Origin of the sequence: Thiomonas sp. X19 (assembly GCF_900089495.1) — a bacterium.
Lineage (GTDB): Bacteria > Pseudomonadota > Gammaproteobacteria > Burkholderiales > Burkholderiaceae_C > Thiomonas_A.
The window spans coordinates 3483418-3509862 of the sequence record NZ_LT605203.1 but is presented as its reverse complement, the minus strand read 5'-3'; the positions used below and the strand labels follow the sequence as shown (position 1 = coordinate 3509862).

22 protein-coding genes are annotated in these 26445 nt (G+C 63.9%); 5 read left to right on the top strand and 17 right to left on the bottom strand.

Annotation, left to right across the window (positions count from 1 at the left end; translation table 11 throughout):
• Positions 1-60 precede the first annotated feature (60 nt).
• From dnaK to THIX_RS16825, 14 genes are all read right to left on the bottom strand, one after another.
• Positions 61-2004: a molecular chaperone DnaK gene (gene dnaK, locus THIX_RS16890; protein ID WP_112487109.1), complete on the bottom strand. Its 1944-nt coding sequence runs from the start codon at positions 2002-2004 to the stop codon at positions 61-63.
• Between the two features lie 109 nt (positions 2005-2113).
• The gene (grpE, locus tag THIX_RS16885) at positions 2114-2686 is read right to left on the bottom strand and encodes a nucleotide exchange factor GrpE (protein ID WP_112487108.1); all 573 of its coding nucleotides are present in this window, start codon (positions 2684-2686) and stop codon (positions 2114-2116) included.
• Positions 2687-2943: 257 nt separating this feature from the next.
• A complete protein-coding gene (locus THIX_RS16880; protein ID WP_112487107.1) occupies positions 2944-4752 on the bottom strand; it encodes a glycosyltransferase family 39 protein in 1809 nt (602 codons plus the stop codon).
• Between the two features lie 170 nt (positions 4753-4922).
• A complete protein-coding gene (gene hemH, locus THIX_RS16875) occupies positions 4923-6020 on the bottom strand; it encodes a ferrochelatase (RefSeq protein ID WP_112486663.1) in 1098 nt (365 codons plus the stop codon).
• 19 nt (positions 6021-6039) lie between these two features.
• Positions 6040-6954 carry an adenylate/guanylate cyclase domain-containing protein gene (locus THIX_RS16870; RefSeq protein WP_112486664.1) on the bottom strand — a complete coding sequence of 305 codons (915 nt, stop codon included), beginning with the start codon at positions 6952-6954 and terminating at the stop codon, positions 6040-6042.
• A 131-nt stretch (positions 6955-7085) separates the two neighbouring features.
• The gene (gene rpoD / locus THIX_RS16865; RefSeq protein WP_199195324.1) at positions 7086-9473 is read right to left on the bottom strand and encodes an RNA polymerase sigma factor RpoD; all 2388 of its coding nucleotides are present in this window, start codon (positions 9471-9473) and stop codon (positions 7086-7088) included.
• A gap of 384 nt (positions 9474-9857) precedes the next feature.
• Entirely contained in the window at positions 9858-11714 is a 1857-nt protein-coding gene (gene dnaG / locus THIX_RS16860) for a DNA primase (protein ID WP_112487106.1), read from the bottom strand.
• Positions 11715-11764: 50 nt separating this feature from the next.
• Entirely contained in the window at positions 11765-12523 is a 759-nt protein-coding gene (locus tag THIX_RS16855) for an SDR family NAD(P)-dependent oxidoreductase (RefSeq protein ID WP_112487105.1), read from the bottom strand.
• A gap of 197 nt (positions 12524-12720) precedes the next feature.
• Positions 12721-13374 (bottom strand): adenylate kinase, encoded by a 654-nt coding sequence (gene adk / locus THIX_RS16850; RefSeq protein WP_112487104.1) that lies wholly within the window; start codon positions 13372-13374, stop codon positions 12721-12723.
• 262 nt (positions 13375-13636) lie between these two features.
• Positions 13637-14443, bottom strand: a complete 807-nt coding sequence (kdsB, locus tag THIX_RS16845) for a 3-deoxy-manno-octulosonate cytidylyltransferase (RefSeq protein ID WP_112487103.1) — start codon at positions 14441-14443, stop codon at positions 13637-13639.
• Positions 14440-14679, bottom strand: a complete 240-nt coding sequence (locus THIX_RS16840) for a Trm112 family protein (protein WP_112487102.1) — start codon at positions 14677-14679, stop codon at positions 14440-14442. The genes kdsB and THIX_RS16840 overlap by 4 nt, the downstream gene beginning before the upstream one ends.
• Entirely contained in the window at positions 14660-15748 is a 1089-nt protein-coding gene (gene lpxK / locus THIX_RS16835; protein ID WP_233224608.1) for a tetraacyldisaccharide 4'-kinase, read from the bottom strand. Before lpxK ends, THIX_RS16840 begins: the two co-directional genes overlap by 20 nt.
• Complete coding sequence (locus THIX_RS16830) at positions 15745-16164, bottom strand: biopolymer transporter ExbD (protein WP_112487101.1); 420 nt, start codon at positions 16162-16164, stop codon at positions 15745-15747. Before THIX_RS16830 ends, lpxK begins: the two co-directional genes overlap by 4 nt.
• 18 nt (positions 16165-16182) lie before the next feature.
• Positions 16183-16818 carry a MotA/TolQ/ExbB proton channel family protein gene (locus THIX_RS16825; protein WP_112487100.1) on the bottom strand — a complete coding sequence of 212 codons (636 nt, stop codon included), beginning with the start codon at positions 16816-16818 and terminating at the stop codon, positions 16183-16185.
• A gap of 438 nt (positions 16819-17256) precedes the next feature.
• On the opposite strand from THIX_RS16825, the gene xseA reads away from it, so the two are divergent.
• On the top strand, positions 17257-18630 hold the full coding sequence (gene xseA, locus THIX_RS16820; protein WP_112487099.1) for an exodeoxyribonuclease VII large subunit: 1374 nt from the start codon (positions 17257-17259) through the stop codon (positions 18628-18630).
• A gap of 304 nt (positions 18631-18934) precedes the next feature.
• Here xseA and THIX_RS16815 read toward each other — a convergent pair whose 3' ends face one another.
• Positions 18935-20290 (bottom strand): IS1182-like element ISThsp16 family transposase, encoded by a 1356-nt coding sequence (locus THIX_RS16815; protein ID WP_112484377.1) that lies wholly within the window; start codon positions 20288-20290, stop codon positions 18935-18937.
• A gap of 128 nt (positions 20291-20418) precedes the next feature.
• On the opposite strand from THIX_RS16815, the gene THIX_RS16810 reads away from it, so the two are divergent.
• Positions 20419-21003 (top strand): superoxide dismutase, encoded by a 585-nt coding sequence (locus tag THIX_RS16810; RefSeq protein ID WP_112487098.1) that lies wholly within the window; start codon positions 20419-20421, stop codon positions 21001-21003.
• 118 nt (positions 21004-21121) lie between these two features.
• On the opposite strand, the gene THIX_RS16805 is transcribed toward THIX_RS16810, so the two are convergent.
• Together THIX_RS16805 and THIX_RS16800 are read right to left on the bottom strand one after the other, a co-directional pair.
• Positions 21122-21610 carry a DUF192 domain-containing protein gene (locus THIX_RS16805; RefSeq protein ID WP_112487097.1) on the bottom strand — a complete coding sequence of 163 codons (489 nt, stop codon included), beginning with the start codon at positions 21608-21610 and terminating at the stop codon, positions 21122-21124.
• A gap of 167 nt (positions 21611-21777) precedes the next feature.
• Entirely contained in the window at positions 21778-22032 is a 255-nt protein-coding gene (locus THIX_RS16800; protein WP_233224607.1) for a hypothetical protein, read from the bottom strand.
• Positions 22033-22246: 214 nt separating this feature from the next.
• On the opposite strand from THIX_RS16800, the gene icd reads away from it, so the two are divergent.
• The 3 genes from icd (at position 22247) to clpA (ending at position 26398) form a co-directional block, all read left to right on the top strand.
• Positions 22247-23497: an NADP-dependent isocitrate dehydrogenase gene (gene icd, locus THIX_RS16795; protein WP_112487095.1), complete on the top strand. Its 1251-nt coding sequence runs from the start codon at positions 22247-22249 to the stop codon at positions 23495-23497.
• A gap of 264 nt (positions 23498-23761) precedes the next feature.
• A complete protein-coding gene (gene clpS / locus THIX_RS16790; RefSeq protein ID WP_112487094.1) occupies positions 23762-24091 on the top strand; it encodes an ATP-dependent Clp protease adapter ClpS in 330 nt (109 codons plus the stop codon).
• A 9-nt stretch (positions 24092-24100) separates the two neighbouring features.
• Entirely contained in the window at positions 24101-26398 is a 2298-nt protein-coding gene (gene clpA, locus THIX_RS16785; RefSeq protein ID WP_112487093.1) for an ATP-dependent Clp protease ATP-binding subunit ClpA, read from the top strand.
• The last annotated feature ends 47 nt before the right edge of the window (positions 26399-26445 follow it).

The following is a 26445-nucleotide window of genomic DNA, read 5'->3' as shown; positions in this document are numbered from 1 at the left end:
TGACGACACCCTCCCCGCAATCAGCATGCAAACGGCATGCCTGTTCTCCAGCGCGGCGGCTCAGGCCTTGCCGTCTTTGACTTCCTTGAACTCGGCGTCCACGACCGTATCGTCGTCGGTGCGGCCCGAGGCGCCACCGGCCGAGGCGCCGCCAGCCGCAGCGGCCGCGGCCGCGGCCGCCGGATCCTGGGCATACATTTTCTCGCCCAATTTCTGGCTGGCGCTCATGAGGGCTTCTGTCTTGGATTCGATCGCAGCCTTGTCGTCACCCTTGATGGCGTCGTCCACGTCTTTCAAGGCGGCTTCGATGGCGGATTTTTCGCCCGCATCCAGCTTGTCGCCATGCTCGGCCAATGACTTGCGCACGCCATGCGCGGCGGCGTCGGCCTGGTTGCGCGCATCCACCAGTTCACGCTTCTTGTGGTCTTCGGCGGCATTGACTTCGGCATCGCGCACCATGCGCTGCACCTCGTCCTCGCTCAGTCCCGAATTGGCCTTGATGGTGATCTTGTTCTCCTTGCCGGTGCCCTTGTCTTTGGCGCTGACGTGCAGGATGCCGTTGGCGTCGATGTCGAACGTCACTTCGATCTGCGGCGTGCCGCGGGCGGCCGGCGGAATGCCTTCGAGGTTGAACTCGCCCAGCAGCTTGTTGCCGCTGGCCAGTTCGCGCTCGCCCTGAAACACCTTGATGGTCACGGCCGGCTGGTTGTCGTCGGCCGTGGAGTAGACCTGCGTGTGCTTGGTGGGGATGGTGGTGTTGCGCTTGATCATGGGCGTCATCACGCCGCCCAGGGTTTCGATCCCCAGGGTGAGCGGGGAGACGTCGAGCAGCAGCACGTCCTTGCGGTCGCCGGCCAGCACCGAGCCCTGGATGGCGGCACCCACCGCAACGGCTTCGTCCGGGTTCACGTCCTTGCGCGGGTCCTTGCCGAAGAACTCCTTCACCTTGTCCTGCACCTTGGGCATGCGCGTCATGCCGCCCACCAGGATGACGTCGGAAATGTCGCCGATCTTCACGCCCGCGTCCTTGATGGCCTTGCGGCAGGGCTCGATGGTGCGCTCGATCAGTTCTTCCACCAGGGCTTCGAGCTTGGCGCGCGTGAGCTTCAGGCTCAGGTGCTTGGGGCCGCTGGCATCGGCGGTGATGTAGGGCAGGTTGATCTCGGTCTGCTGGCTGCTGGACAGCTCGATCTTGGCCTTCTCGGCCGCGTCTTTCAAGCGCTGCAGCGCGAGCACGTCCTTGGACAGATCGACGCCCGACTCCTTCTTGAACTCGGCGACGATGTAATCCATGATGCGCTGGTCGAAGTCTTCGCCGCCCAGGAAGGTGTCGCCATTGGTGGACAGCACTTCGAACTGCTTTTCGCCGTCCACATCGGCAATTTCGATGATGGAGATGTCGAAGGTGCCGCCGCCCAGGTCGTACACCGCAATCTTGCGGTCGCCCTTGCCGACCTTGTCCAGGCCGAAAGCCAGGGCCGCGGCGGTGGGCTCGTTGATGATGCGCTTCACGTCCAGCCCGGCAATGCGCCCGGCGTCCTTGGTGGCCTGGCGCTGGCTGTCGTTGAAATAGGCCGGCACGGTGATCACGGCTTCGGTCACTTCTTCGCCGAGGTAGTCTTCGGCGGTCTTTTTCATCTTGCGCAGCACTTCGGCCGAGATTTGCGGCGGCGCCAGCTTCTTGCTGCGCACGTCGATCCAGGCATCGCCGTTGTCGGCGCGCACGATGCTGTAGGGCATCATGCCGATGTCCTTCTGCACTTCCTTTTCCTCGAACTTGCGGCCGATCAGGCGCTTCACCGCATACAGCGTGTTGCGCGGATTGGTCACTGCCTGGCGCTTGGCCGGAGCGCCGACCAGGATTTCACCGTCTTCCATATAGGCGACGATGGACGGCGTGGTGCGCGCGCCTTCACTGTTTTCAATGACCTTCGGCGCACCGCCTTCCATCACTGCGACGCAGGAATTGGTGGTGCCAAGGTCGATGCCGATGATTTTTGCCATGTCGAACTCCGTGTTTGTCGTTGGTTTCTTGCTGGCCGTGGCGGCTCGTGGTGATGATTGGCTGCCGCCCGGCGCTCATGTGCATCAAATGCTGCCGTTTCCCCGGGATTCAAGCACCCGGCTTGTCATTCATGTCTGCAGCCGGTCCTGCGGCCGCAGCGACCGTCACCATCGCCGGCCGCAGGGTGCGATCGGCCAGGGCATAGCCCTTTTGCAGCACGTTCACCACGGTGTTGGCGGCTTGTTGCGCCGGCACCGTGGTGATGGCCTGATGCCGGCTGGGGTCGAAGCGCTCGCCGGCGACCGGGGCCACTTCCTGAATGCGGCTGCGCTCGAAAGCCCCGCGCAACTGGCTGAGGGTCAGTTCCACGCCTTTCTTCAGCGCCTCGATGCTGCCGCTGGTGTCGGCCAGCGCAGCTTCCAGGCTGTCTTTCACCGGCAGCAGTTCCTGCGCCATGGCTTCCACGGCGAATTTGCGCGCCTTCGCGGTTTCCTCTTCGGCACGACGCCGGGTGTTTTCAGCCTCGGCCTTGGCGCGCAGGAATTGATCTTTCAGCGTGTCGAGTTCATCCTGGGCGATTTTCAGGGCTTGCTCGAGTGCGTCAGGCGCTTCGTCTTGAGGCGAGTCTGCAGCCTGGAGATCGACGGGCTGGGGTGTGGTGGGTTGTTCGGCTGACGACATGGAGATATGGGCAGGTGAGTTGGGCTTGGACCGAAAAAATGCAAATCTGCGCAGGATTTGAGGGCAAGCGGGCCGAATTCAAGGCAGAGGACTCGGATTTTCCGGCAGTGGCGCCGTGGAGTCGGCCCGTCTGGGANACTTGGCGCATCCGGGCACCATAGACATTGAATGTTTCTGCAATGTTGCGCATGAGGGTCTTCATGGGTTTCAAAATCCTGCAAGATTGGGGCGGTTGATGGTGCCGGTTGATGGTGGCATCAGTTGGCGTGAGAATTCTCGGTGGGGCTCGCATGCGGCATCTTCTGGCTTGCCCCCTGGCTGTAGAACACCACGCTGTTGCGGAAGTTCAAGCGCAGCAGGCCCTGTGCCAGGCCGGTGTGCAAGAAGCTGGGGAGTCGGCTGCGGGCCACCCACACCGCCACCGCCCGGCCCTGGGCGCGCGCCTGCTCCAGCGCCTGCGGTCCCACGCAGATCGCAGCCTGCGGCGCATGGCGGCAGCCGAACCACAGATCCGCGCTGGTGCTGTCGATCACCCGCAGCGGACGAAAGCCGTACAGCAGCAGCGAGGCATCATGGTCCTCGAAGGTCTGCCAGGAGAACATCGCCGCCCCGCCCGGCAGCGCCGCGTGGATGGCCGCGGCCACATGCTTCTGCGAGGTGTCCGCGGTCTTGGCGATGTCCAGCTGGGTGGCAAAGCCCACCATCACCACCCCGGCCAGGCCCAAGGCCAGCAGCCCGGCGTGCAAGCGCCCGGCCGCCAGGAGAGCGCCCGCCAGCAGCCCCAGCAGCGCCACGCCGCCGATGAGCGCCGGCAGCAGCGCGAATTGCGCCTGCGGCAAGCCGATCTGCCGCCAATAGGCGTGCACCCCGGGCGTCAGGCTCACCCCCCCCAGCGCCGCGGCGAACAGGCCGAACAGCGCCGCACCCCAGCCCAGCCAGGGCAGCACACGGGGCAGCGCCCCCTGGTCCGCCGCCAGTTGCAGCTTCACCCCCAGCCACCAGGCCACCAGCGGCACCACCGGCAGCAGGTAGTACGCCCCCTTGTTGCCGGCCATGGAGAAGAACACGGTGAGCACCACGGCGGCATTGCGCGCCCAGCGCGCTGTGGCGCTGGCCTGCGCGGGGGTGGCATGATGGGGGGCGGTCCGGGAGGTGGCATCGGCCGCCGGGCTCGGCCCCTGCGGGCGTGGCAGCCATGGGCTGCGCCAGGCCAGCAGCGCCAGGAGCGCGCTCCACTGGAAAAACCCGATCAGCAGCTTGGGGCCGTAATACCACCAGGGGCCGGCGTGGTAGTCATCGGGGATGCGCCGGCCGAGAAAGCGCATGATGGTCTCGTTGATGAAGAAGAACCAGGCGAAGCCGGGCTGCGCGCGCAGGGCGGCCAGATGCCAGGGGGCGGCCAGCAGCACGAACAGGGCGATGGCCCAGGGGTCGAGATAAAAGCGCAGCAGCGCCGCGCGCGTCCAGGCGCCGGGGGCGAACAGCAGCTGCAGCACGGCGATGAGCCCCAGCAGCAGCAGCGCCTCGGGGCCTTTGGTGAGGGTGGCCAGGGCCAGGGGCACGGCGGCGGCGCGCAGCCACAGGCGGCGGCGCTGGTGCACGCCCAGCACCGTCAGGGCCAGGGCGCTGAGCCAGAACAGCAGCATGAGGGGGTCGAACAGGATGGTGCGGGCGATCAGCACGAGGCCCAGCGCGGTGCCGCTGACCAGGGCGGCGAAGCGCCCACCCAGTGGGGCGCCGAGATGGCGGCCGTAGGCGATGCAGCCCGCGCTCAGCAGCCAGGCGGCCAGGGCGTCGGGCAGGCGCGCTTGCCAGGCGCCGACGCCGAAGGCCTTGAAGCTCAGGGCCATGAGCCAGTACAGCAGCGGGGGCTTCTCGATGTAGGGCACGCCGTCCAGATGCGGGATGATCCAGGAGCCGCCGCGCGCCATGGCCCAGGCGATGTCGGCGTACAGCGCTTCGTTGTTGTCGCGAATCGGCGGCCCGCCCAACCCCCAGAACAGGCACAGGGCGGCCATGAGCAGCACCAGCGCATCAAGGGCCCAGTCTGGCAGGCGGCGGAACATGGGGAACGGCACGGGGCTTGGCGGATGTCGAGACGCCAAGCAATCTTCGGCAATCTGCGCGCAATCGTTCAAAAAGAAAGGACGCATTCTAGGCAAGGGCTACCCGGACTGGCGTGGAACCTTCCAAGGCGCTGTCATGTACCGCGCAAACCTTGCGTGCGCGACCTTGCTCAGACGTTGTCCGCACCCATGGCTTTGGCGCGGTCGCGGCTGGCGTTGCGCTGTGCCGCGTCAACGGTTCGGCGGGTAGGCCAGCCCTGCAGATGGGTTTCGATCAAACCGGAGAAGGCTTCGACCCAGCCTGGATCGGCGTTCAGGCAGGGGATGTAGTGGTATTCGCCACCACCGCTGGAGAGGAAAGCCTGCTTGCCCTCCACGGCAATTTCTTCGAGTGTTTCCAGGCAGTCGACGGCAAACCCCGGGCAGACCACATCCACGCGTTGGGTTCCGGCTTTTGCGAGTGCGCGCAGCGTGGGCTCGGTATACGGTTGCAGCCAGGCCTGCTTGCCGAAGCGCGACTGGAACGTGACCTTGTACTGGCTTGCATCCAGCCCCAGGGCCTGGCCCAAGAGTCGGCTGGTCTTGTGGCATTCGCAGTGGTAGGGGTCGCCGAGCTTGAGGGTGCGCTGTGGCATGCCGTGAAAACTCATGATCAATTGTTCGGCTCGACCATGTTCGGCCCAATGGCGCTGAATTTTTCTTGCCAGGGCCGTGATGTAGCCGGAATCATCGGCATAGTTGCGCAGGGTGCGGAGTTCCGGTTGGCGACGGGCACGACGCAGCCAGGCCATGACGGCATCGAGCGACGAGGCGGTGGTGGCGGCGCTGTATTGCGGATACAGTGGCACGAGCAGCAGGCGCGTGACGCCTTGCGCGTGCAGTTCGTCGAGCACTGCCGTCGTGGCCGGGTTGCCGTAGCGCATGGCATGACGGACGATGACCTGGTGCCCCTTCGCGGCCAGGCTGGCTTGCATGCCCCGTGCCAGTGCTGCGGTGCCGCTGGCCAGCGGCGAGCCGTCAGCCTGCCAGATGCTGGCGTATTTGGCCGCTGACTTGGGTGCGCGCAGCGGCAGGATGATGCCGTTCAGCAGCGGGAGCCAGAGGGCGCGCGGAATTTCGACGACGCGCTGGTCGCTGAGGAATTCGCGCAGGTAACGGCGCAGGGCAGGGGCTGTGGGGGCGTCGGGCGTACCCAGATTCAGCAGGAGCACGGCCATGCCGGGTTCCGCGCCATGGGTGTACTGGCGGTCTGCGACGGGTTGCTGCATGGAAGGCAAAGCGTCGAAATCAGGAGTCGTGAAGCTGGAACAGCACGGTGGGCGCCGTCGGATCGGTCGGCTTGGCGCCCAGGCAGATTTCACCTTGCCCGTGCAGCACGCATTCGTTGCGGCGCAGGGCGAGCACGTTGTCCTGGCCGCTGTAACGCACCCAGGTCCCATTGCTGGATAGGTCGGTGAGCATGAAATAGCTGCCGCGCCACTCGATGCGCGCATGCTGACGAGAGACGCGAATGTCGTTGACGGCAAACTCCGCCGCTTGCGTGCGGCCGATGTGGATGGGGCTTTGTTCGGGGCTGAAGTCCTGGGCGGTGTCGAGCCAGCACAGATTGAGCCGCTGGGTGACGGCAGACAGGACGGTGGGCTGGTGCGGCAATGTCTGGCTGTTCTGCCAGGTGGTGTCCCATTCGATCTGGTGCACTGGCACAGGCACGTCGTAACCACGCAAGAAGATGGCGCCCAGGCTGCGAAGCCGCGCCAGCAGCTCCAGCGGCAGGCCTTCCATCACGGCATCGTTCACCAGAATTTGCCCGCCGCCAGCCGAGTCGGAAAGGCGTGCGGCGGCATTCACGGCATCGCCGAAACAGTCGCCTGGCGTCAGGACCACCGGGCCGCGCGACAAGCCGATTTTCAGTGGAACGGCGATCGGAGTCTTGCCGGTATGGCCCCAGTTGGCCAGGGTTCGCTGCACCTCGCTGCAGGCGTGCACCGCCTCGGCGTTGTTGTCGAACACGGCGAGGACGCCGTCACCCAGGGTCTTGACGACCTGGCCATGGAATTGGCTCACGGCGGTCGACATGGCATCGGTCACGCTGGTCATGAGCCTCGCCGCAACGGCATCACCCAGTGATTTGTAAAGCCCGGTACTACCGACAACGTCGGCAAATACGACTGTGCGAACGACGGGTTTGCGCAAATTCGACATAGCCGCGAGTCTAGCGTGGAATGACCGAATTTCGCACGCCGCAAGCTTGGGCGAAAAGAGGGGCCGGCCGCGGCGCGGGATTCCCATGAAAAAGCCCGGACATGCCGGGCTTTTTCATGGGGCAGGGGCCATCAGAGCGAGTCGAGGAAGCTGCGCAGCTTGTCCGAGCGGGTCGGATGCTTGAGCTTGCGCAGGGCCTTGGCCTCGATCTGGCGGATGCGCTCGCGGGTCACGTCGAACTGCTTGCCAACTTCTTCCAGCGTGTGGTCGTTGGCCATCTCGATGCCAAAACGCATGCGCAGCACCTTGGCTTCGCGCGGCGTGAGGGAGTCGAGAATGTCCTTGACCACTTCGCGCAAGCTGGCCTGCAGCGCCGCATCGGTGGGCGCCAGCATGCCGGTGTCTTCGATGAAATCGCCAAGGTGGGAGTCGTCATCGTCGCCGATGGGTGTTTCCATCGAGATCGGCTCCTTGGCGATTTTCATGATCTTGCGCACCTTGTCTTCCGGCATCTCCATCTTCTCGGCCAGCATCGCGGCATCCGGCTCGGTGCCGGTTTCCTGCAGGTACTGGCGCGAGATGCGGTTGACCTTGTTGATGGTCTCGATCATGTGCACCGGGATGCGGATGGTGCGGGCCTGATCGGCGATCGAGCGGGTGATGGCCTGGCGGATCCACCACGTCGCGTAGGTGGAGAATTTGTAGCCACGGCGGTATTCGAACTTGTCCACCGCCTTCATCAAGCCGACGTTGCCTTCCTGGATCAGGTCGAGGAATTGCAGGCCGCGGTTGGTGTACTTCTTGGCAATGGAAATGACCAGGCGCAGATTGGCCTCGATCATTTCGCGCTTGGCTTCGCGCGCTTCCTGCTCGCCACGGCTCATCTGGGCGTTGATGTCCTTGAAGTCCTGCAGCGGCACGACCACGCGGGTCTGGGTGTCGATCAGGCGTTGCTGCAACTCCTGCACGGACGGCAGGTTGCGCGCCAGGATGGGGGCATACGGCTTGTTCGACGCCGCCAGCTTCTCGGCCCATTTCAGATCGAGCTGGTGACCAGGGAACGATTTGATGAACTCCTCCTGCGGCATGCCGCAACGGTCGACGACGATGCGGCGAATTTCGCGTTCGTGGCGGCGTACTTCGTCAACCTGGCTGCGCAGCAGGTCGCACAGCTTCTCGACGGTGCGCGCGGTGAAACGCACTTCCATCAGATTCTTGGAAATCTGATCCTGTGCTTTCAGGTATGAGGGCGAGCGGTAGCCGTCCTTGTCGTAGGAGCGGCGCATCTTCATGAAGGCATCGTGCACCTGGGCAAAACGCTCCAGGGCTTTGGCCTTGAGCTCCTCCAGTTTCACGGAACTGGCGGCGGCGGCGGCCTCCTCGTCGTCCTCTTCGGCCTCGTCGGCCAGGGCGAAGTCCACGTCTTCCTCGGCAACGTAATCGTCCGACTCGTCGTCGGACACCATGCCGTCGACCACTTCATCCACCGGCAACTGGTTGCCCGCGATGCGCGCTGCCATGGCGAGAATTTCGGCCACGGTGGCGGGCGAAGCGGAGATCGCCAGCATCATCTTGCGCAGGCCTTCCTCGATGCGCTTGGCGATGACGATCTCGCCCTCGCGTGTGAGCAGCTCGACCGTGCCCATTTCACGCATATACATGCGCACCGGGTCGGTGGTGCGGCCGAATTCCGAATCCACCGAGGAGAGCGCGGCCTCGGCTTCCTCTTCGGCCTCTTCCTCGCTGGAGGCGGTCGGGCCGTGCTGGTTGAGCAGCAGGGTCTGGGCGTCCGGCGCTTGTTCGTACACCGCGATGCCCATGTCGTTGAGCATGCTGATGATGGTTTCCAGCAGATCCGGGTCGGCCAGATTGTCGGGCAGGTGATCGTTGATTTCGCCGTAGGTCAGGAAGCCGCGGGTCTTGCCGAGCTTGATGAGGTTCTTCAGGCGCTGGCGGCGGCGGCCCAGTTCCTCTTCGGTGACGTTCGAATCGTCATAGCCGAATTCCTTCAGCAGTTGCTTTTCCTTGGCGCGCGAGGGCCGGCGGCCACGCGGCATGGGGGCGGAAGGCGTGGCACCGTCGTCCGCGTCATCGGGCATGTGGGCGCGGAAATCGTCGCCCGGAAGGTTTTTCTTGTCGGCCTTGGATTGCGGTTTGCTCGCCGCCAGCGCGGCCGCAGCCTTCGCCTTGGCGGCGCCGCGTTCAGCAAGCTTCGCCAGAGCCGCTGCATTCGGCGTGGCGGGGGCCTTGGTGGCGACAGGTTCAACCACCTTGGCGGCCTTGCTGGTCGTGGTTTTCTGGGGGGCGGTGGAAACGGGCTTTTTGGTGGGCATGTCTTGAGGCTTGTGTGAGGATGACGCCGAGGCCTTGCGACTGGCTGAAGCGGGCTTCGCGGCGGGTGTCGTGCGCGCAGTCTGGGCCGGGGCTTTGGAAGCCAAGCCGGCCGAAGCCGAGGCCTTGGTTTTGCTTGAACCAGCCTGTGCCTTGGCTTTGGAAGGTGCAGACTTGGGTTGGATCATGTTCAAGCTCCTCGGTTGGACTTCGTGCGCATGGGCGGTGTCATGGGGAGGCAACGAACCCGTGCCGACCGCGATGCGCGCAACTCGCCCCGCGAAGCCCCCACAACGCTCTCATGTTCTGCAGTTTTCCGTGCAGTGCGGTCTCCGCGGCGTCCCCAATTGCTGTTGCAAGCAAAATTCAGGCCGAAATTGGCTGCGAGCGCATGGAACAACACCCGCATCAACCCTGTTTGGGTAGGCCCGATGGGGAATTCGCGGAAAAACATTTAATTATAGTCAGGAGGTCGATATTTCAAGCCTGCAAGGACAAATAGGCGCTTGCGGAGCAGGCTTTGTGTTGTTCGACTGAATCGGACGGCAATCGTTCGCCCCGGGTCCGCGCCTTCACCCTAGTTCGCGGCGGCGGCTCAACAGACTGCGAAATTCGGCCCTGGATGCCTCGTCGATCAACCCGTCGCGGCTGAGTTCTTCCTGGCGCTGGCGGATGCGTTCCAGTTCGACCCAACGCAACGCGCCCATGAGGTCTTGCTGCACACTGGCAGGCTCGGCATCGAGCCCATCGGCGGCCCCCATCGATTGAACCTGATCGAGCAGCCCGGCCAGCCGCAGCCCTTCCCACAAGGCCGAAGCGCTCAAGTCGGGATAAGCGTCGAGTTGGGCTTCGAGCCAGCTTGCGAGCGCCTGGGTGCTGCTGCCATCTTGCATCAGCAACTCGTGCTGAGATGAACTCAACGTGCTCCAGAGTTCGGGTTGCGCCAACAGGATGCGCATGGCCGTTTGTGCATGATCGGTGCGCAGGCCTGCAAGGCGGCTGGCGCGTTGGGTGGCCATGCTGGAGCGGCGTTCGGGTCGGCGTTCGTTCTCCTGGCGCGTGGCCTTGCCCGTGCCGGCATGGCGCTCGGGCAAGGCCAGGGCCGGGCGCAGTTCTGCCAACGGCATCTCGACTCTTTTGGCGAACTCACCGAGGATCTGCGACTTGAGTGCCGAATCCGGCAGCAGCGCCAGCAGCGGGCGGGCGCGGGCGATGGCCTGCGCGCGTCCCTCGGCCGTGCTCATGGCGAGCCCGGAGCCCAGGGTGTCGAGCAGAAACACCGAGAGCGGCTGGGCGCGGCCCACTTCGCGCTCGAAGGCATCGGCGCCGTGTTCCCGCACGAAGGTGTCCGGGTCGTGCTCCGGCGGCAGGAACAGGAACTTGACCGAGCGTTCATCACCCAGCGCGGGCAGCGCGGCCTCCAGCGCACGCACGGCAGCTTTTTGCCCGGCGGTATCGCCATCGAAACTGAACACGATTTGCCCGCAGTGGCGGAACAGTTTTTTCACATGCTCGGCGGTGCAGGCCGTGCCGAGCGTGGCCACGGCATTGCCCACGCCATGCTGGGCCAGGGCGATGACGTCCAGATAACCCTCGACGACCAGGGCATAACCCTGGCGCTGGATGGCTGCACGTCCCTCGAACAGCCCATACAACTCCTCGCCCTTGTGAAACAGCAGGGTTTCGGGTGAATTCAGGTATTTGGGCTCGCCCTGGTCGAGGATGCGTCCGCCGAAGCCGATGAGTTCGCCCTGCGTGTTGCGGATGGGGAAGGTGATGCGGTCGCGCAGGCGGTCATAGCGCCGCGTGACCGCCTGGCCCTCCAGCGCACCGGGCTCGATGGTCTCGCCCTGGTCGTCGCGCGCCACCACCAGTCCGGCCTGCACCAGGGGGTCGGCTTCGTAGTTGGGAAACACCCGGGCCAAGCCCTGCCAGTCGTCCGGCGCATAGCCCAGACCGAAATGGCCGGCTATTGGGCCGCTCAGGCCCCGTCCTTTGAGATAGGACACGGCACGCTTGGAGTCGCGCAGTTGGTCGCGGTAGAAACGGTTGGCTTGCTCCAGCACGTCTTGCAGGCTTTGCTTCAGGCTGCGCTGCTCGCGCACATGCTGCGCTTGCTGGGGATCCTGCGGCGCTTCGGGCACGGTCATGCCCGCCTGCGAGGCCAGTTCGCGCACCGCGTCGGGGAAGGTCAGGCCCAAGTGATCCATCAGGAAGCCGATGGCCGTGCCGTGGGCGCCGCAGCCGAAGCAGTGGTAGAACTGTTTGCTGGAACTGACGGTGAACGAGGGCGATTTTTCGCTGTGAAACGGGCACAGACCCTTGTGGTTGGTGCCGGCTTTTTTCAGTTGCACCGAACGTCCCACCACCTCGACGATATCGGTGCGGCCGAGCAGTTCCTGGATGAAATCTTGCGGAATCAGGGACATGGCCGATAGCGGGTGGGCCGCCGGCCGAGACCGGCGTGCAATGTCTCTGCCTACTTCGGCTGCATGCGGATGGCGCCATCCAGGCGGATGGTTTCGCCGTTGAGCATGGGGTTGGTGACGATGGCCTCGACCAGTTGGGCGAATTCATCGGGTCGCCCGAGTCGAGAAGGAAAAGGCACGGCTGCGCCGAGGGCGAGGCGCACCGCTTCGGGCATGCCCATGAGCATGGGCGTCTCGAAAATGCCGGGGGCGATGGTCATGACGCGAATGCCATCGCGCGCCAGGTCGCGTGCCATCGGCAGGGTCATGCCGACGATGCCGGCCTTGGAGGCCGCGTAGGCCGTTTGGCCGATCTGGCCGTCGTAGGCCGCAACCGACGCGGTGTGGACGATGACGCCGCGCTCGCCGTCGGCCAGCGCCTCCTGTTTCGCCATGGCGGCCGCCGCGAGGCGAGCCATGTTGAAACTGCCGATGAGATTGACGTTCACCGCGCGGGCAAACGAGTCCAGCGGGTGCGGGCCTTCCTTGCCCAATGTGCGCGTTGCGGGGGCGATCCCCGCGCAGTTGACCAGTCCGCGCAGGGGACCGAGTTCCAGCGCCTGGGCCACGGCAGTTTGCGCATCGGCCTCACGGGTCACGTCGCAGTGCACATAGCGCCCGCCGAGTTCTTGCGCGACGGCCTGGCCGGCTTCATCTTGCACATCGGCGATCAACACCTTGCCGCCGGCAGCAGCCAGACGACGTGCGGTGGCAGCGCCCAGGCCCGAGGCGCCGCCGGTGACGATGAAAGCTTGTTGGGCGATGTGCATGGCTCTAGGTTTCCAGTCGCTCGTTTTGGCTCGGCTCAGAGGGTGTGAATGAATCCGGCGTGGCCGAGCAGGGCGCCCAAACGGTTCCAATCAAGGCGCCAAGCACAGCCGTGCCTGACGGCACGGCGCGCATTGGCAACGCCGAGTGGGGCCGTTTGGGCGGGATGAGCGGGCATGGTGGATTTGTTCACACCCTCTCAGCCCAGTGCAGCGAAAATGCGCTGGCTGACTTCGTCCACCGAGCCTACGCCGGAGATCTTGGCCAGCCTGGGGGCTTGCGCATCGCCGCTCTGCGCCCAGCGCGTGTAGTAATCCACCAGCGGCCTGGTCTGGGCGCGGTAAACGGCCAGACGCTTGCGCACGGTGTCTTCCCGGTCGTCGTCGCGCAGCACCAGGTCTTCGCCGGTGACGTCATCCTTCCCAGTCACCTTGGGCGGGTTGTAGCGCACATGATAGACACGGCCGGAGGCCGGGTGCACGCGGCGCCCGCTCAGGCGCTCGACGATATCTTCGTCGGGCACGTCGAACTCCAGCACGACGTCGATGTGCACACCGGCTGTCCTCAGCGCGTCGGCCTGGGCGATGGTGCGGGGAAAGCCGTCGAACAGGAAGCCGCGCGCGCAATCGGGTTGCAGCAGGCGGTCGCGCACCAGGCCAATGATGATGTCGTCCGACACCAGCGCGCCCGAATCCATCACGACCTTGGCCTGCTGGCCCAGCGGGGTGCCGGCTTTGACCGCGGCGCGAAGCATGTCGCCGGTGGAAATCTGGGGAATGTCGTAGCGCGCGCAGATGTTGGCAGCCTGTGTGCCTTTGCCGGCGCCGGGTGCGCCCAGCAAGATTAAACGCATGAAAACTCCTGCTTTTTTGTCATGGGAAAGAGGCTCGGGAACAGCTTTTCAGAATAGCACGCGAGCCCAACAACAGGCTGACGTCTCGGGCCGGGTTCGCATCGCATCGTGCCGCCTGATCACGCACGATTTCAAGCTTTCGGCGCCTATCGAGCGCCCCCAGGGTCGGCTCGCCGGCCCGCCCCCCGTGGGGGTCAAGGAAACTTGGGGCGGCCCTGCGTTTCCTTGAGAGCCGTTGATCTCGACGTCTCGACCGAAGGCGCTAGGGCCAAGCCTGCATCAGCCGGCGTACGCGGGCCAGATCTTCCGGTGTGTCGACTCCGGGCGCCGGTGCCGAGTCCACGCGCAGCACCGCGATGCACCAGCCATGCCAGAGTGCGCGCAGCTGTTCCAGGGCCTCGGCCTGCTCCAGTGGGCAGGGGGGCAAGGCGGCAAATTCTTGCAGGGCTTGCATGCGGTAGGCGTAGAGGCCGACATGCCGCAGGACGGGAAGTCCTGGCGGCAGGCTGGGGAGCGCAGCCGACGTTGCCCAAGGCGTGCGCGTGCCGCCGGTTGCGAAGGCATCACGGTGCCAGGGAATGGGGGCGCGCGAGAACAGCAGTGCATGATCGCGAGCGTCGAGCACGACCTTGACCACATTCGGATTGAACGCATCGGCCGCGTCGTGAATGGGATGCGCCGCCGTTGCGATGGCGGCTTGCGCGTCATCGGCGAGGCATTGTGCGCAGGCGCGGATGAGGGCAGGGTCGATCAGCGGCTCGTCGCCCTGCACGTTGACCATGATGGCGGCCGCGGGCAGGTGGAGTTGACGGGCCGCTTCGGCGATGCGGTCGGTGCCGCTGGCGTGGTCGGCGCGGGTGAGCAGCGCCTCGATGCCGTGGCTGGCGCAGATGGCTGCAATCTGCGCATCGTCCGTGGCGACGGCCACGCGGCTTGCACCGCTGCGCTGCGCCCGCTGGGCAACGTGCACCACCATGGGCAGGCCGGCGATGTCGGCGAGCGGCTTGTCGGGCAGGCGGGTTGAAGCGCGGCGCGCGGGGATGAGAACGGTGAAGTCCAGGGCGGTCATGCGCCGCGGCTCTGCGTCGGCTCGCCCGGGGGAGAGGCGGGTGGGCTGCTGTTGGCCGGACTGTCGCGGCTGAGATCCTGGTCGCGTGCCTGCTCAACCAGCATCACCGGGATGCCGTCGCGCACCGGGAAGGCCAGCCGGTCACGCGGGCAAATCAATTCCTGTGCGGGTCGGTCGTAGTTCAGCGGTCCCTTGCAGACAGGGCAAACCAGGAGGTCAAGCAGGCGTGAATCCATGGGGGCGATCCGGACGCGCGGGCAATCGCGCAAGCAGCCAGGGGAAAAAAGCAGGGTCGACTTCAAGCAGCAGTTCGACTGCCCAGAGCCGGTCCAGGCGGGAGAACGAAGGCTTGCATTTTAGGGCGTCCTTTTCCGTGATGAGTAGGGCTGCAGCCTCGATCTGACGGAACGGATCGGTGTCGAAGCTGTGGTGGTCGGGCAACGCCAGCGTGGTCGGCAAGGTCGCGCCCGCCAAGCGCAGCATGTCGAAAAACTGTTCTGGGTGGCCGATGCCGGCCGCAGCTGCCAGGGCTTGCCCGGCATGGCGCAACAGGAAGGCGTTCAGACTGAGTCGCTCGCCAGTGGCAAGCTGGCGCACCATGCCGAGCTTGCGATCGAAGACGAAGCAGGGCGTGGCAAGTGAGGCGCTGGCCAGGCTGGCGAGGCTGGAAGATGGGCCAAGCGTGGCGTCGCGCGGGCGATTCCAGGGTTCGCGCAAGGGGCCGGCTGGCAACAGCCAACCGTTGCCAGGGCCGCGCAGATCCGTCACCACCAGCTCGACGTCACGCGCCAGCGCCAGATGCTGCAGGCCGTCGTCACTGAGCAGGACGTCCACCTCGGGGTGGGCGCGCAGCAGGGCTTGTGCCGCCGCTTCCCGACGGCGTCCAACCCAGACCGGGCAGGCCGCGAGCCGGCGCAGCAGCAAGGGTTCGTCGCCGGTTGTGGCCGGGTCGGCATCCGGCTCGACTTGCAGCGGTTCATGTCCCATGTCCTCGCGGCCGTGGCCGCGCGAGACGATGCCGGGCTTCCAGCCCAAGCGGCTCAGGTGCTGCGCGATGGCCAGCACCAGCGGTGTCTTACCAGTTCCACCGACGGTCACGTTACCCACCACGATGACGGGCAGCGGGGCGCGCCAGGCCTGCCTCCAGCCGTGTTGATAAGCCAGCCGCCGCAGCGCGGCCAAGGCGCCAAACAACCCGGAGAGGGGAAGCAGCAGCCAGGCTTGCCAGCGGCGCTGCAGCCACCAGGCCGGCCAGCCCGAGGCAGCTTGCCCCGCGGTGCGGGCTGAAGGCCGCTGAGGAATCACGAGCCTGGCGAACGTTGGGTGGCGAACGTGAGCTGGCTCAGGCCGGCCACGCGCGCGGCTTCCATGACGTTGATGACGGACTGCTGGGTGCTTTGCGCGTCGGCACTGATCACGACCATGGTGTTGGCATTGCCCTTGGCCGCCTGCGTCAGCGAGCTGGCCAGATCCGCCACGCTGCGGCTGGGGAGGACATGACGGTTGACGGCATAGGTGCCGTCGCTGCTGACGGCAACCACGATCTCATGCGGGTAGTGCTCGGCTTTGGGCGCATTCGCCGTGGGCAGGTTGATCTTGAGCTCGGTGTACTTCGAGTAGGTGGTGGTGATCATCAGAAAAATCAGGATCACCAGCAGCACGTCGATCAATGGAATGAGGTTGATTTCCGGCTCTTCAGGCCGCGGGCGCTGGAAGTTCATGGAGGCTCCTGCCCGGCATCAGGGCGATGTCCGCGCCGCGGCTTCGAGTTGGGGCTGCAGATGCGTGGCCAACCTGCGTGCGGCCTGTTCCAGTTCGATGCCGAAGTCGTCCACCCGGCCACGGAAGTAGCGGTAGAACATGAGGGATGGCACGGCAATGATGAGCCCGAATGCCGTGTTGTAAAGCGCCACCGAGATGCCATGCGCCAGCAGCGTCGGGTTGGTGCTGCCGCCGGTTTGCGAGCCGAAAATCTCGATCAGGCCGACCACGGTTCCGAGCAACCCCAGCAACGGTGCGGACGAGGCCACGGTGCCCAGGGCATTGAGGTAGCGCTGCAGGCTGTGCATCACGGCGCGGCCGCTGTTTTCCAGATCTTCGCGCAAGCTTTCCGCCGTGGCATGCGGCCTGCGCACGGCACGAAAGCCAGCAGCCAGAACCATGCCCAACGGCGAATTGCGCTCGAGTTTGTCGATGGTGTCGGGGGACGGAATGGAGCTTACCGATACCGCCATGGCCTCTTCCAGCAGGCGTGGCGGAATCACTTTGGCGTTTCGCAACGAAGACAACCGTTCGAGGATGATGGCCAGGGCTGCGATGGAGCAGGCAATCAGCGGCCAGATGGGCCAGCCTGCGGCTTCAACAATGCTGAGCAAGATGAAAACCTCGGTGTTGGAAGGGGGTTCGGGGGGCTGGCAACGACCAGCATGGTAAACGGTGGAACAACGCCTACCAGGGGCCGAGCCATGGAAGCTGGGCGGCGTGAAATGTGCCCAACACCCGTTCCACCAAAACCGGATGGCGCGTTGCCCCAGGGTTCTCAACCCCAAGGCGCAAGCGACACCGGCAGGTGCGGGGTTATCCCAAAGAATTGTGGATAACAATGTGCGCAACTGCGATTTTGCTGGCGTAGGCGACTGAATTCCAAGGCTCGGATTTAATGTGACTGTTTTTTGAACACAGAAAATTGATTATGAATCAACGAGATAGATCGGATCTTCGCGTTCCTGGCGTTCGTTTGCAGGCAGCAGGGCTATTCCTCGGCGTTTGTGGACAGCTTGCGTTGCGGGAACGGGCTCGCCGGAGTCGGCAGCATGCCCGTTGAGCGCGGGAGCGAGCGGCAGGCGACGCAAGCCTGGAGCGTCGGCCGTCTGGCGCGGGCCTTGACCGACACCTTGTCGGCACGCTTCGGTGTGGTCACGGTCGTGGGTGAGGTCAGCAGTTTCATGCGCGCGGCAAGCGGGCATTGCTACTTTGCCCTGCGCGACGCTTCGGCGCAATTGCGCTGTGTCATGTTCCGCCAGCGCGCGTATCTGCTGGACTTCGATCCGCGCGATGGCCAGCAGGTCGAAATCCGCGCGGTGGTTGGTCTTTACGAGCCGCGCGGGGACTTGCAGCTCACCGTGGAATCGATGCGCCAGGCCGGGCAAGGGGCATTGCTGGAGCAGTTTCTCCGGCTCAAGGAGCGTTTGCAGGCCGAGGGTCTGTTCGACCCTGAGCGCAAAAAGCCCCTGCCCGCGCATCCACGCGCGATCGGCATCGTCACGTCGCGGCAAGCGGCTGCATTGCAGGATGTTCTTGCCACGCTCAAGCGCCGCAGCCCGCAGGTTCGAGTCGTGATCTACCCCGCCAGCGTGCAGGGAGTGGGGGCTGCGCCGGAACTCGTGCAAGCCCTGGAGCTTGCAGAACAACGCGCCGAGGTGGATGTGTTGTTGTTGGTGCGTGGCGGCGGTGCCATGGAAGATCTCTGGCCCTTCAATGATGAGGCCCTGGCGCGCGCGCTGCACGCATGCAGCCTGCCGGTGGTGTCGGGCGTGGGCCATGAAACAGATTTCACCATCGCTGATTTCGCCGCTGATGTTCGCGCCACCACCCCCACAGCCGCCGCCGAGTTGTGCGCTCCCGCCCTGGCCGATCTGCGCTTGCAGGCGCTGCAACTGGCGCGCCGCCTGCAGCAAGCCGTGCTGCACTGGCAAGGGCGTGAGCAGCAGCGTCTGGACCGTCTGCATCTGCGCCTGCCCAAGCCGGGCCGCATGTTGCAGGGAGCCGCGCTCCACCTGCGCGGGTTGCAAGCGCGCCTGCAAGATCGTCTGCGTCGCCTGCTGCAGGAGCAGATGAACGCTTGGGCGCAGCGAGAGCGTCAGCTGAAGGTTCTTCCAGCACAGCACTGGGCTGAGCGTCGCGCGCGGCTTGAGGCCTTGGGCAGTCGCCATGACCAGGCGCTACGCCAAAACTGGGCGCTGGCGCGCGGCAAACTCGCGGGCCAGGAGCAGCGCATCGCTTTGCTCAACCCTGCCGCCACCTTGGAGCGCGGTTATTGCCTGGCCTGGAATGAAGACGGGAGCCTGTTGCGCGATGCGCGACAGATTCGCAGTGGGCAGAGCCTGTTGCTGGCCACGGCCCAGTCAGCCGTGGCCATGGACCTCGGCACGGTCACGCCGGCCAAGCATCCCCTGTCCAGCCCTTGAGGGGATTGGCGCCAAACAGCACGGCGAAGTTGCAGGAAGCCCCTGCATGAAGGCGTGGCGCAGCCCATCCACTCCTTGACCTCCTCGGGGGTGTGGGGGCAACGCCCTTGCAGCTTCTCCGATTCAGCAGACTCCTAGGAGGCTGTCGGACTTGAACCCGAGCGAATCCGATTGATCAGTGCGACGCGTTTTTTTTGACAGCGGCGCGCTGATCGAACGCTCTCGATGGTTGGCGAGACACTGTGAGGGCACATGGGGCGGCCTGGGGACTCGGTTTTGGCGTGGTCGGGGCGCACTATTGCCCTCACGCGGCTCGCAGGACGTGCATGCGCTTGATGTTCCAAGCCATGGTCACCAAGCTCCATTCGCCTTGTGCCTTGGCCAGCCCGCGCATGCTCATCTGGCGCCAACCCATCACTTGCTTGATGATGCCGAACACCGGCTCCACTGTCTGCTTGCGCAGGCCGTACAGGGCTCGGCCTGCTTGCGTGCCCAGGCGGTGTGCCATCTGCACGAGCGGATCCGTCGTCTGGGGCTCGGGCACATCGGGTGCAAAGCGCCCCATCACCGGCGTGTGATGCGACTCCCGCTTGAGCGCCAGCAGCGGCTCGATACCCGCGTCGTTGCACGCGATCACGTTGGCTTGGCTGAAGAAGCCGTTGTCCGTGATGAGCGTGTGCACCTCGCCCAGCACCGCGGGTAACGCTTGGATCTGCTGCAGCGTAGGCACAACTTCGCGCTTGTCGTTGGATGCCTGGCTCACATGCTGGGTGATCACCATCATCGTCGCGATGTCCACGCCGGCTTGTGCGTTGTAGCTTTGCTCGAAGCCCCCACCCGACACGGGCATGATGCGCGACTCTTCATCCGTGAGGTTGACCTGATCGCTGCTCCGGGGGCCGGCCTCTGGCGGCTCAGGGTCCTTGCCGCGCGGCTTCTTGCCCGCCTCGCGCTGGGCTTGGCGCTTGGCGGTCTTGGCCTCGTACTCCTGCTGCTCGACCTGATGGCGTTCGCTGGCGCGCTGCTCGATCTTGGCCTTGGCCTGCGCGATTGCGCTCAAGCGATCTGCACGCAGGGCGATCTCCGCCGGCACATCCATGCCGTCGGGTACCGTCGCGCGGTCGCTGTTCTCTGCCAGCGCCAGCAGCGTTTGTACTTCCTGGCGCAGCTGCGCCTCGATCTTGTTGGCATGAGCCCACGACAAGGCCTTGTGCTTGCTGGCGTTGGCGTCGATCTTGGTGCCATCCAGCGCGATGTGTCCGAGCTTGAGCAGCTTCATCTCGCGCGCCAGAACCAGCACCTGCACGAACAGTGCCTCCACCTCCTTCAAGAAGCGGCGGCGGAACGTCGCCAGCGTGTCGTGATCGGGGTGGGTATTGGCCGCAACAAAGCGGAACGCCACCGAGTCGTAGGTCGCCCGCTCGATCTTGCGGCTGGAGTGCACGCCGTTGGCGTAGCCGTAGATCAGCAGGCCCAGCAGCACCGCCGGATGGTGCGCCGCCGAGCCCCGGCCTGCGTACTGTCGGGCCAGATCGCCCAGATCAAGCTGCTCGATGACTTCGACCACGAAGCGCGCCAAGTGATCAGTGGGCAGCCATTCGTCCACCGACGGTGGCAACAGATATGCGGTGTCTCGGTCAACAGGGACGAAGCGGCTCATCGGCTCGGGCTCTCGGTTGTGCAGCAGCAATTGTCTCGGATAGCGTCTTCATCCGGAAGACCGCAAAGTCCGACAGTCTCCTAGAATAAAAAACTGTTCTTCGCAGTCCAACTTCGAAAGGCTATCCCATGGAACACCAACTTCCCGCCCTGCCGTTTGCCCTGGATGCGCTTGCGCCCCATATGTCGCGTGAAACCCTGGAATATCACCACGGCAAACACCATCAGGCCTATGTCACGAACCTGAACAATCTCATCAAAGGCACCGAGTTTGAGGCCATGAGTCTCGACGACATCATTCACAAAGCGCCTGCCGGCGGCGTGTTCAACAACGCGGCCCAAATCTGGAACCACACATTTTTCTGGCATTCCCTCAGCCCCAAGGGTGGTGGTGAACCCGGGGGTGCGTTGCAGGGCGCCATCAACAAGAAGTGGGGTGGCTTCGCCGCATTCAAGGAGGCATTCCACAAGTCGGCCGTGGGCAACTTCGGTTCGGGCTGGACCTGGCTGGTGAAAAAGGCCGATGGCTCGGTGGACATCGTCAACACCAGCAATGCCGCCACGCCGCTGACTTCAGCCGACAAGCCGCTGCTGACCGTGGACGTGTGGGAGCATGCCTACTATGTGGATTTCCGCAACCGTCGGCCGGACTTCGTCAAGACCTTCCTGGATCATCTCGCCAACTGGAGTTTTGCCGAGCGCAACTTCGGCTGAAGTCAGGATCACGCCGCCGGTCTCCTCCCAAGGGGGCCATCTCCGGCCCGAGCATGGTCCGGCGGTTTGAGGTGGCTCTGGATGGCATGATGCAAGGTTGCGACGGATGCGCTTGCGGTCAGCGTGCAGCGGTGGTCCCGAAGGGCTTGCCACGAAGCTGGAAGCCGGGTTTGAGGCCGCGCTGCGCAAACCAGCCCAGCGGCATTTCGAGTGCGAAACGCACGTTTTGCACCGCGCAATGGCTATCCAGCGTCTGCGGCTTCATGTCGGCAATATTGGTGATTCGCCCTTGGTCGTCGATGAACGCCACTGACAGCGGTATGAAGGTGTTCTTCATCCACATGCACACAGGCTGATCGTCAGAAAAGATGAACAGCATGCCGTGGTTGCCGCTCAGTTCGCGCCGATACATCAAGCCGGTTTCACGCTGGTCAGGCGTCGTGGCAAGTTCGGCGTGAATCAACTGCATGCCAGCCTGCAAGGTGGTTTGCGGCAGGACGGCCAGTTGCGCACGCGCCAGAGGCGCGAGGCTCAGAACAGCGAAGCAAACCAAGAATCCGATGTGGCGACGGTTGGCCTTTCTGGCCAGGTTGGATGTCAGTTTCATAGGGGCTTCCTTGGACCAAGTCTGTGCCAAGGCATTGTGCCGCAGACCTCGGGCAGTGCATCGCATGGGCTGACCCGGTTCAATGTTGGACACAAAAAAAGCGCCTGAAGGCGCCTTTGATGGGCCGAATGAACTTGGCCCGGAATGCTGTTTGAAATGGCCTGGAATTACTTGGCGGCAGAAGCGGCAGGAGCCTTCTTTTCCATTTTCTTTCCCGTGGCCTTCTTGTGCATCACCTTTTTGTGATGCTTCACGGGTTTGTGCGCTTCGGCCTTGGCGGCAGGAGCGGGCTTGGCTGCTTCGGGAGCAGCTTGAGCCATCACAGCGGAGGCGAGGAACATGGCGAACATGGCGGCAAGAATCTTCTTCATGATTGACCTTTGAAAGAGTTTTGGATGTTGATCCAAGGGGATCGCATCCATAACGCGGCCCGTCGAAATTCGGTTGACATGATGGAAGCCCCGCAAGCATCCAGGGTGTGCGATCCGCGCGCCAGCCGCAATCGTTGTGAAGCAGGACCGTCGGCCTCGCGCTGCATGACCATGTGTCAGATGTCAGACTTATGTCTTATAAAAGACATGATCCTGCGCATGCGTCCTGACTAGAATGCGGCATACACACGATCCGGAGTCTCCCATGTATCAGCACATTCGTATTCCCGAGGCGCAGCGCATCACCGTGGGCGCCGACCAATCCCTGCACGTCCCTGACCATCCCATCGTGCCCTTCATCGAGGGCGATGGCACTGGAGCCGACATCACACCCGTGATGATCAAGGTCGTGGATGCGGCCGTGGCAAAGGCTTACGGGGGGCAGCGCAAGATCGCCTGGATGGAAATCTATGCCGGCGAGAAGGCGACCCGCGTCTATGGCCCGGATGTCTGGCTGCCCGAGGAAACACTGGATGCGCTGAAGGAATTCGTCGTGTCCATCAAGGGCCCACTGACCACACCCGTTGGCGGTGGCATTCGTTCGCTCAACGTCGCACTGCGCCAGCAGCTCGATTTGTATGTCTGCTTGCGGCCGGTGCGTTACTTCACGGGCGTGCCCTCACCCGTGAAGGCACCGGAGAAGGTCGATATGGTGATCTTCCGCGAGAACTCGGAGGACATTTACGCCGGCATCGAATGGGCGGCGGAGTCCGATGGGGCGAAAAAAATCATCGATTTCATGATCCGCGAGATGGGCGTGAAAAAAATCCGCTTTCCGGCAACCTCCGGCATCGGCATCAAACCCGTGTCGCGCGAGGGGACGGAACGGCTGGTGCGCAAGGCCATCCAGTACGCCATCGACAACAACCGCGCTTCGGTGACCCTGGTGCACAAGGGCAACATCATGAAATACACCGAGGGCGGGTTCCGCGACTGGGGCTACGCCCTGGCGCAGCGGGAATTCGGTGCCAAACCCATCGACGGCGGCCCGTGGTGCAGTTTCAAGAACCCGAAGACGGGGCAGGACATCGTCGTCAAAGACTCCATTGCCGATGCTTTCCTGCAGCAGATCATTCTGCGCCCGGCGGAGTACGACGTCATCGCCACGCTGAATCTGAATGGCGACTACATCTCCGACGCGCTGGCGGCGCAGGTCGGGGGCATCGGCATTGCGCCCGGCGCCAATCTGTCCGACACGGTGGCGATGTTCGAGGCCACCCATGGCACGGCGCCCAAGTACGCTGGCAAGGATTACGTCAACCCCGGCTCGGAAATCCTCTCGGCCGAAATGATGTTGCGCCACATGGGTTGGGTGGAAGCGGCTGATCTGGTGATTGCGAGCATGCAGAAGTCCATCCAGTCCAAGCATGTGACCTATGACTTCGCCCGCCTCATGCCAGGCGCCACGCAGGTGTCGTGCTCAGGTTTTGGGCAGGTGATGATCGATCACATGTGAAGCCGAGCTCGCGTAGGCCGACAGGTCGATGCATCACGGGCCAAGGCTTTCCATGCCAAGAAAAAGCCGCACAGTGTGCGGCTTTTTCTTGGCTGGTACGTTATGTGCATGATGAAAAGCTTGCGGCAGCTCTGGAGCGATGCTGCACACGCGCAACACATCGCCCCGCGTGCGGCATTCAGGCCCATGAGTGCAGCAACTTGGTGAACAATGGGGCGTAGCCCTAGGCAAGCAGATGCAAGGTGGTAAATCTAAAATTCGAGCATGTCCAAACCACGCAAAATCTCCGGTTCCGACCCTGGTTCTGCGGCTGTTGTCGAGCGCCAGGAGCAGCAACTCAAGCCCCCGCCGCTGTATCAGGTGGTGATGTTGAACGACGATTTCACGCCCATGGAATTTGTGGTGTTTGTGATTCAGCAGTTTTTCAGCAAAGACCGTGAAACGGCGACGCAAATCATGCTTAAAGTACACCAGCATGGTCGGGCCGTTTGCGGGGTTTTTGCGAAAGATGTGGCCGCGACCAAGGTTGAGCAGGTGATGGCGGCGGCGCGTCAGGCAGGGCATCCCCTGCAGTGTGTGATGGAGGCCATTTAGGAGAGTGTCATGATTGCCCAGGAACTGGAAGTCAGTTTGCATATGGCCTTTGTCGAGGCGCGTCAGCAGCGGCACGAGTTCATCACCGTGGAGCACCTGTTGTTGGCGCTTTTGGACAACCCGTCGGCCGCCGAAGTGCTGCGCGCCTGCTCGGCCAATCTCGATGATCTGCGCAAGAGCCTGGCAGCCTTCGTCAAAGAAAATACCCCCGTGGTGCCGGGTTCGGACGATGTGGACACCCAGCCCACGCTGGGATTCCAGCGCGTGATCCAGCGCGCCATCATGCATGTGCAGTCGTCCAGCAACGGCAAGAAGGAAGTCACCGGTGCGAATGTGCTGGTTGCCATCTTCAGCGAGAAGGATTCGCACGCGGTGTATTACCTCCACCAGCAGGGCGTGACCCGGCTGGACGTGGTGAACTTTCTCTCGCACGGTATTCGCAAGACCGACCCGGTGGAGCCCGCCAAGCCTGCCAGCGGTGGCGGTGTGGACGACGAGGAGAAGGATGCCAAGGAAACGCCGCTCGACCAGTTCACCCAGAACCTCAACCAGTTGGCCCGCGAGGGCCGAATCGACCCACTGATCGGCCGCGAGGCCGAGGTCGAACGCGTCATCCAGGTGCTGTGCCGCCGGCGCAAGAACAACCCCTTGCTGGTGGGTGAGGCCGGTGTGGGCAAAACCGCCATTGCCGAGGGTTTGGCATGGCGCATCGTGCAGGGTCAGGTTCCGGCCGTGCTGGAGCAGGGCGTGGTTTTTTCCCTGGACATGGGCGCCTTGCTCGCAGGCACCAAGTACCGGGGCGACTTCGAGCAGCGCATCAAGGCGGTGATCAAGCAGATCAAGGAGATGCCGCACTCCATTCTGTTCATCGACGAGATCCACACCCTCATCGGCGCGGGCGCGGCCTCGGGCGGAACGCTGGACGCGTCCAACCTGCTCAAGCCGGCGCTGACCTCCGGCCAGTTGCGTTGCATCGGTGCGACGACGTTCAATGAATATCGGGGTATTTTCGAGAAAGATGCTGCTCTTTCGCGTCGCTTCCAGAAAATCGACGTGGTCGAGCCCAGCATTGAGCAGACCGTGGAAATTCTCAAGGGGCTGAAGTCGCGCTTCGAGGAGCACCATGGCGTGAAGTATGGCGCGGGCGCGCTGGCGGCAGCGGCTGAGCTGTCGGCCAAGTACATCAACGACCGGCATCTGCCCGACAAGGCCATCGACGTGATCGACGAAGCCGGTGCGGCGCAACGCATCCTGCCCAAGAGCAAACAGAAAAAGACCATCGGCAAAACCGAGATCGAGGACATCGTTTCCAAAATCGCCCGCGTGCCGGTGCACAGCGTCACAACGGACGACCGCTCCAAGCTGCGCAATCTGGAACGCGATTTGAAGAACGTGGTGTTCGGTCAGGACGAATCCATCAATGCCCTGGCTGCCGCCATCAAAATGGCGCGCTCGGGCCTGGGCCGGCCGGAGAAGCCCATTGGCGCCTTCCTGTTCAGCGGTCCAACGGGCGTGGGCAAGACCGAGGTGGCGAAACAACTGGCTTTCGTGCTCGGCATCGAGTTGGTGCGCTTCGACATGTCCGAGTACATGGAGCGGCACACCGTGTCACGCCTGATTGGCGCGCCTCCGGGCTATGTCGGCTTCGACCAGGGAGGTTTGCTGACCGAGGCCATTTCCAAGAGGCCGCACGCGGTGCTGCTGCTCGACGAGATCGAGAAGGCCCATCCGGATGTCTACAACGTGTTGCTGCAGGTGATGGACAACGGCACGCTGACCGACAACAACGGGCGCAAGGCCGACTTCCGCAACGTCATTCTGATCATGACGACCAATGCGGGCGCCGAAGCCATGCAGAAGAGCACCATGGGTTTCACCTCCAAGCGCGAGCGTGGCGACGAGATGGTCGACATCAAGCGCATGTTCTCGCCCGAGTTCCGCAACCGGCTCGACGCCATCATCAACTTCCGTGCGCTCGACGAAACCATCATCCTGCGCGTGGTCGACAAGTTCCTGCTGCAACTCGAGTCGCAACTCACCGAGAAGCGCGTCGAAGCCACCTTCACCGATGCCTTGCGCAAACATCTTGCCGCTGATGGGTTTGACCCGCTGATGGGCGCGCGCCCGATGCAGCGCCTGATTCAGGACACCATTCGCCGCGCCCTGGCCGACGAGTTGCTGTTCGGCAGGCTGGTGGACGGAGGCCGGGTGACGGTGGATATCGACGAGCACGGCAAGGTCACGCTCGACATCTCCGAGCCCGACCCCAAGCCGCGCAAACGTGAAGCGGAGGATGCCCAGGCTTGAGGTTCGAGCTTGGCGCGGCTGAACGCGGCGCTCGAGGCCGCATTCGG

Excerpts from the sequence above, each read along its gene's own strand:
- icd (WP_112487095.1), top strand. The coding sequence starts at position 22,247 with ATGTATCAGCACATTCGTATTCCCGAGGCGCAGCGCATCACCGTGGGC.
- xseA (WP_112487099.1), top strand. The coding sequence starts at position 17,257 with ATGCCCGTTGAGCGCGGGAGCGAGCGGCAGGCGACGCAAGCCTGGAGC.
- dnaG (WP_112487106.1), bottom strand. The coding sequence starts at position 11,714 with ATGTCCCTGATTCCGCAAGATTTCATCCAGGAACTGCTCGGCCGCACC.
- THIX_RS16810 (WP_112487098.1), top strand. The coding sequence starts at position 20,419 with ATGGAACACCAACTTCCCGCCCTGCCGTTTGCCCTGGATGCGCTTGCG.
- hemH (WP_112486663.1), bottom strand. The coding sequence starts at position 6,020 with ATGCAGCAACCCGTCGCAGACCGCCAGTACACCCATGGCGCGGAACCC.
- kdsB (WP_112487103.1), bottom strand. The coding sequence starts at position 14,443 with ATGACCGCCCTGGACTTCACCGTTCTCATCCCCGCGCGCCGCGCTTCA.
- THIX_RS16840 (WP_112487102.1), bottom strand. The coding sequence starts at position 14,679 with ATGGATTCACGCCTGCTTGACCTCCTGGTTTGCCCTGTCTGCAAGGGA.
- adk (WP_112487104.1), bottom strand. The coding sequence starts at position 13,374 with ATGCGTTTAATCTTGCTGGGCGCACCCGGCGCCGGCAAAGGCACACAG.
- THIX_RS16830 (WP_112487101.1), bottom strand. The coding sequence starts at position 16,164 with ATGAACTTCCAGCGCCCGCGGCCTGAAGAGCCGGAAATCAACCTCATT.
- THIX_RS16815 (WP_112484377.1), bottom strand. The coding sequence starts at position 20,290 with ATGAGCCGCTTCGTCCCTGTTGACCGAGACACCGCATATCTGTTGCCA.
- THIX_RS16800 (WP_233224607.1), bottom strand. The coding sequence starts at position 22,032 with ATGGATGCGATCCCCTTGGATCAACATCCAAAACTCTTTCAAAGGTCA.
- rpoD (WP_199195324.1), bottom strand. The coding sequence starts at position 9,473 with ATGATCCAACCCAAGTCTGCACCTTCCAAAGCCAAGGCACAGGCTGGT.
- THIX_RS16855 (WP_112487105.1), bottom strand. The coding sequence starts at position 12,523 with ATGCACATCGCCCAACAAGCTTTCATCGTCACCGGCGGCGCCTCGGGC.
- dnaK (WP_112487109.1), bottom strand. The coding sequence starts at position 2,004 with ATGGCAAAAATCATCGGCATCGACCTTGGCACCACCAATTCCTGCGTC.
- clpS (WP_112487094.1), top strand. The coding sequence starts at position 23,762 with ATGTCCAAACCACGCAAAATCTCCGGTTCCGACCCTGGTTCTGCGGCT.
- clpA (WP_112487093.1), top strand. The coding sequence starts at position 24,101 with ATGATTGCCCAGGAACTGGAAGTCAGTTTGCATATGGCCTTTGTCGAG.
- THIX_RS16870 (WP_112486664.1), bottom strand. The coding sequence starts at position 6,954 with ATGTCGAATTTGCGCAAACCCGTCGTTCGCACAGTCGTATTTGCCGAC.
- THIX_RS16880 (WP_112487107.1), bottom strand. The coding sequence starts at position 4,752 with ATGTTCCGCCGCCTGCCAGACTGGGCCCTTGATGCGCTGGTGCTGCTC.
- grpE (WP_112487108.1), bottom strand. The coding sequence starts at position 2,686 with ATGTCGTCAGCCGAACAACCCACCACACCCCAGCCCGTCGATCTCCAG.
- THIX_RS16805 (WP_112487097.1), bottom strand. The coding sequence starts at position 21,610 with ATGAAACTGACATCCAACCTGGCCAGAAAGGCCAACCGTCGCCACATC.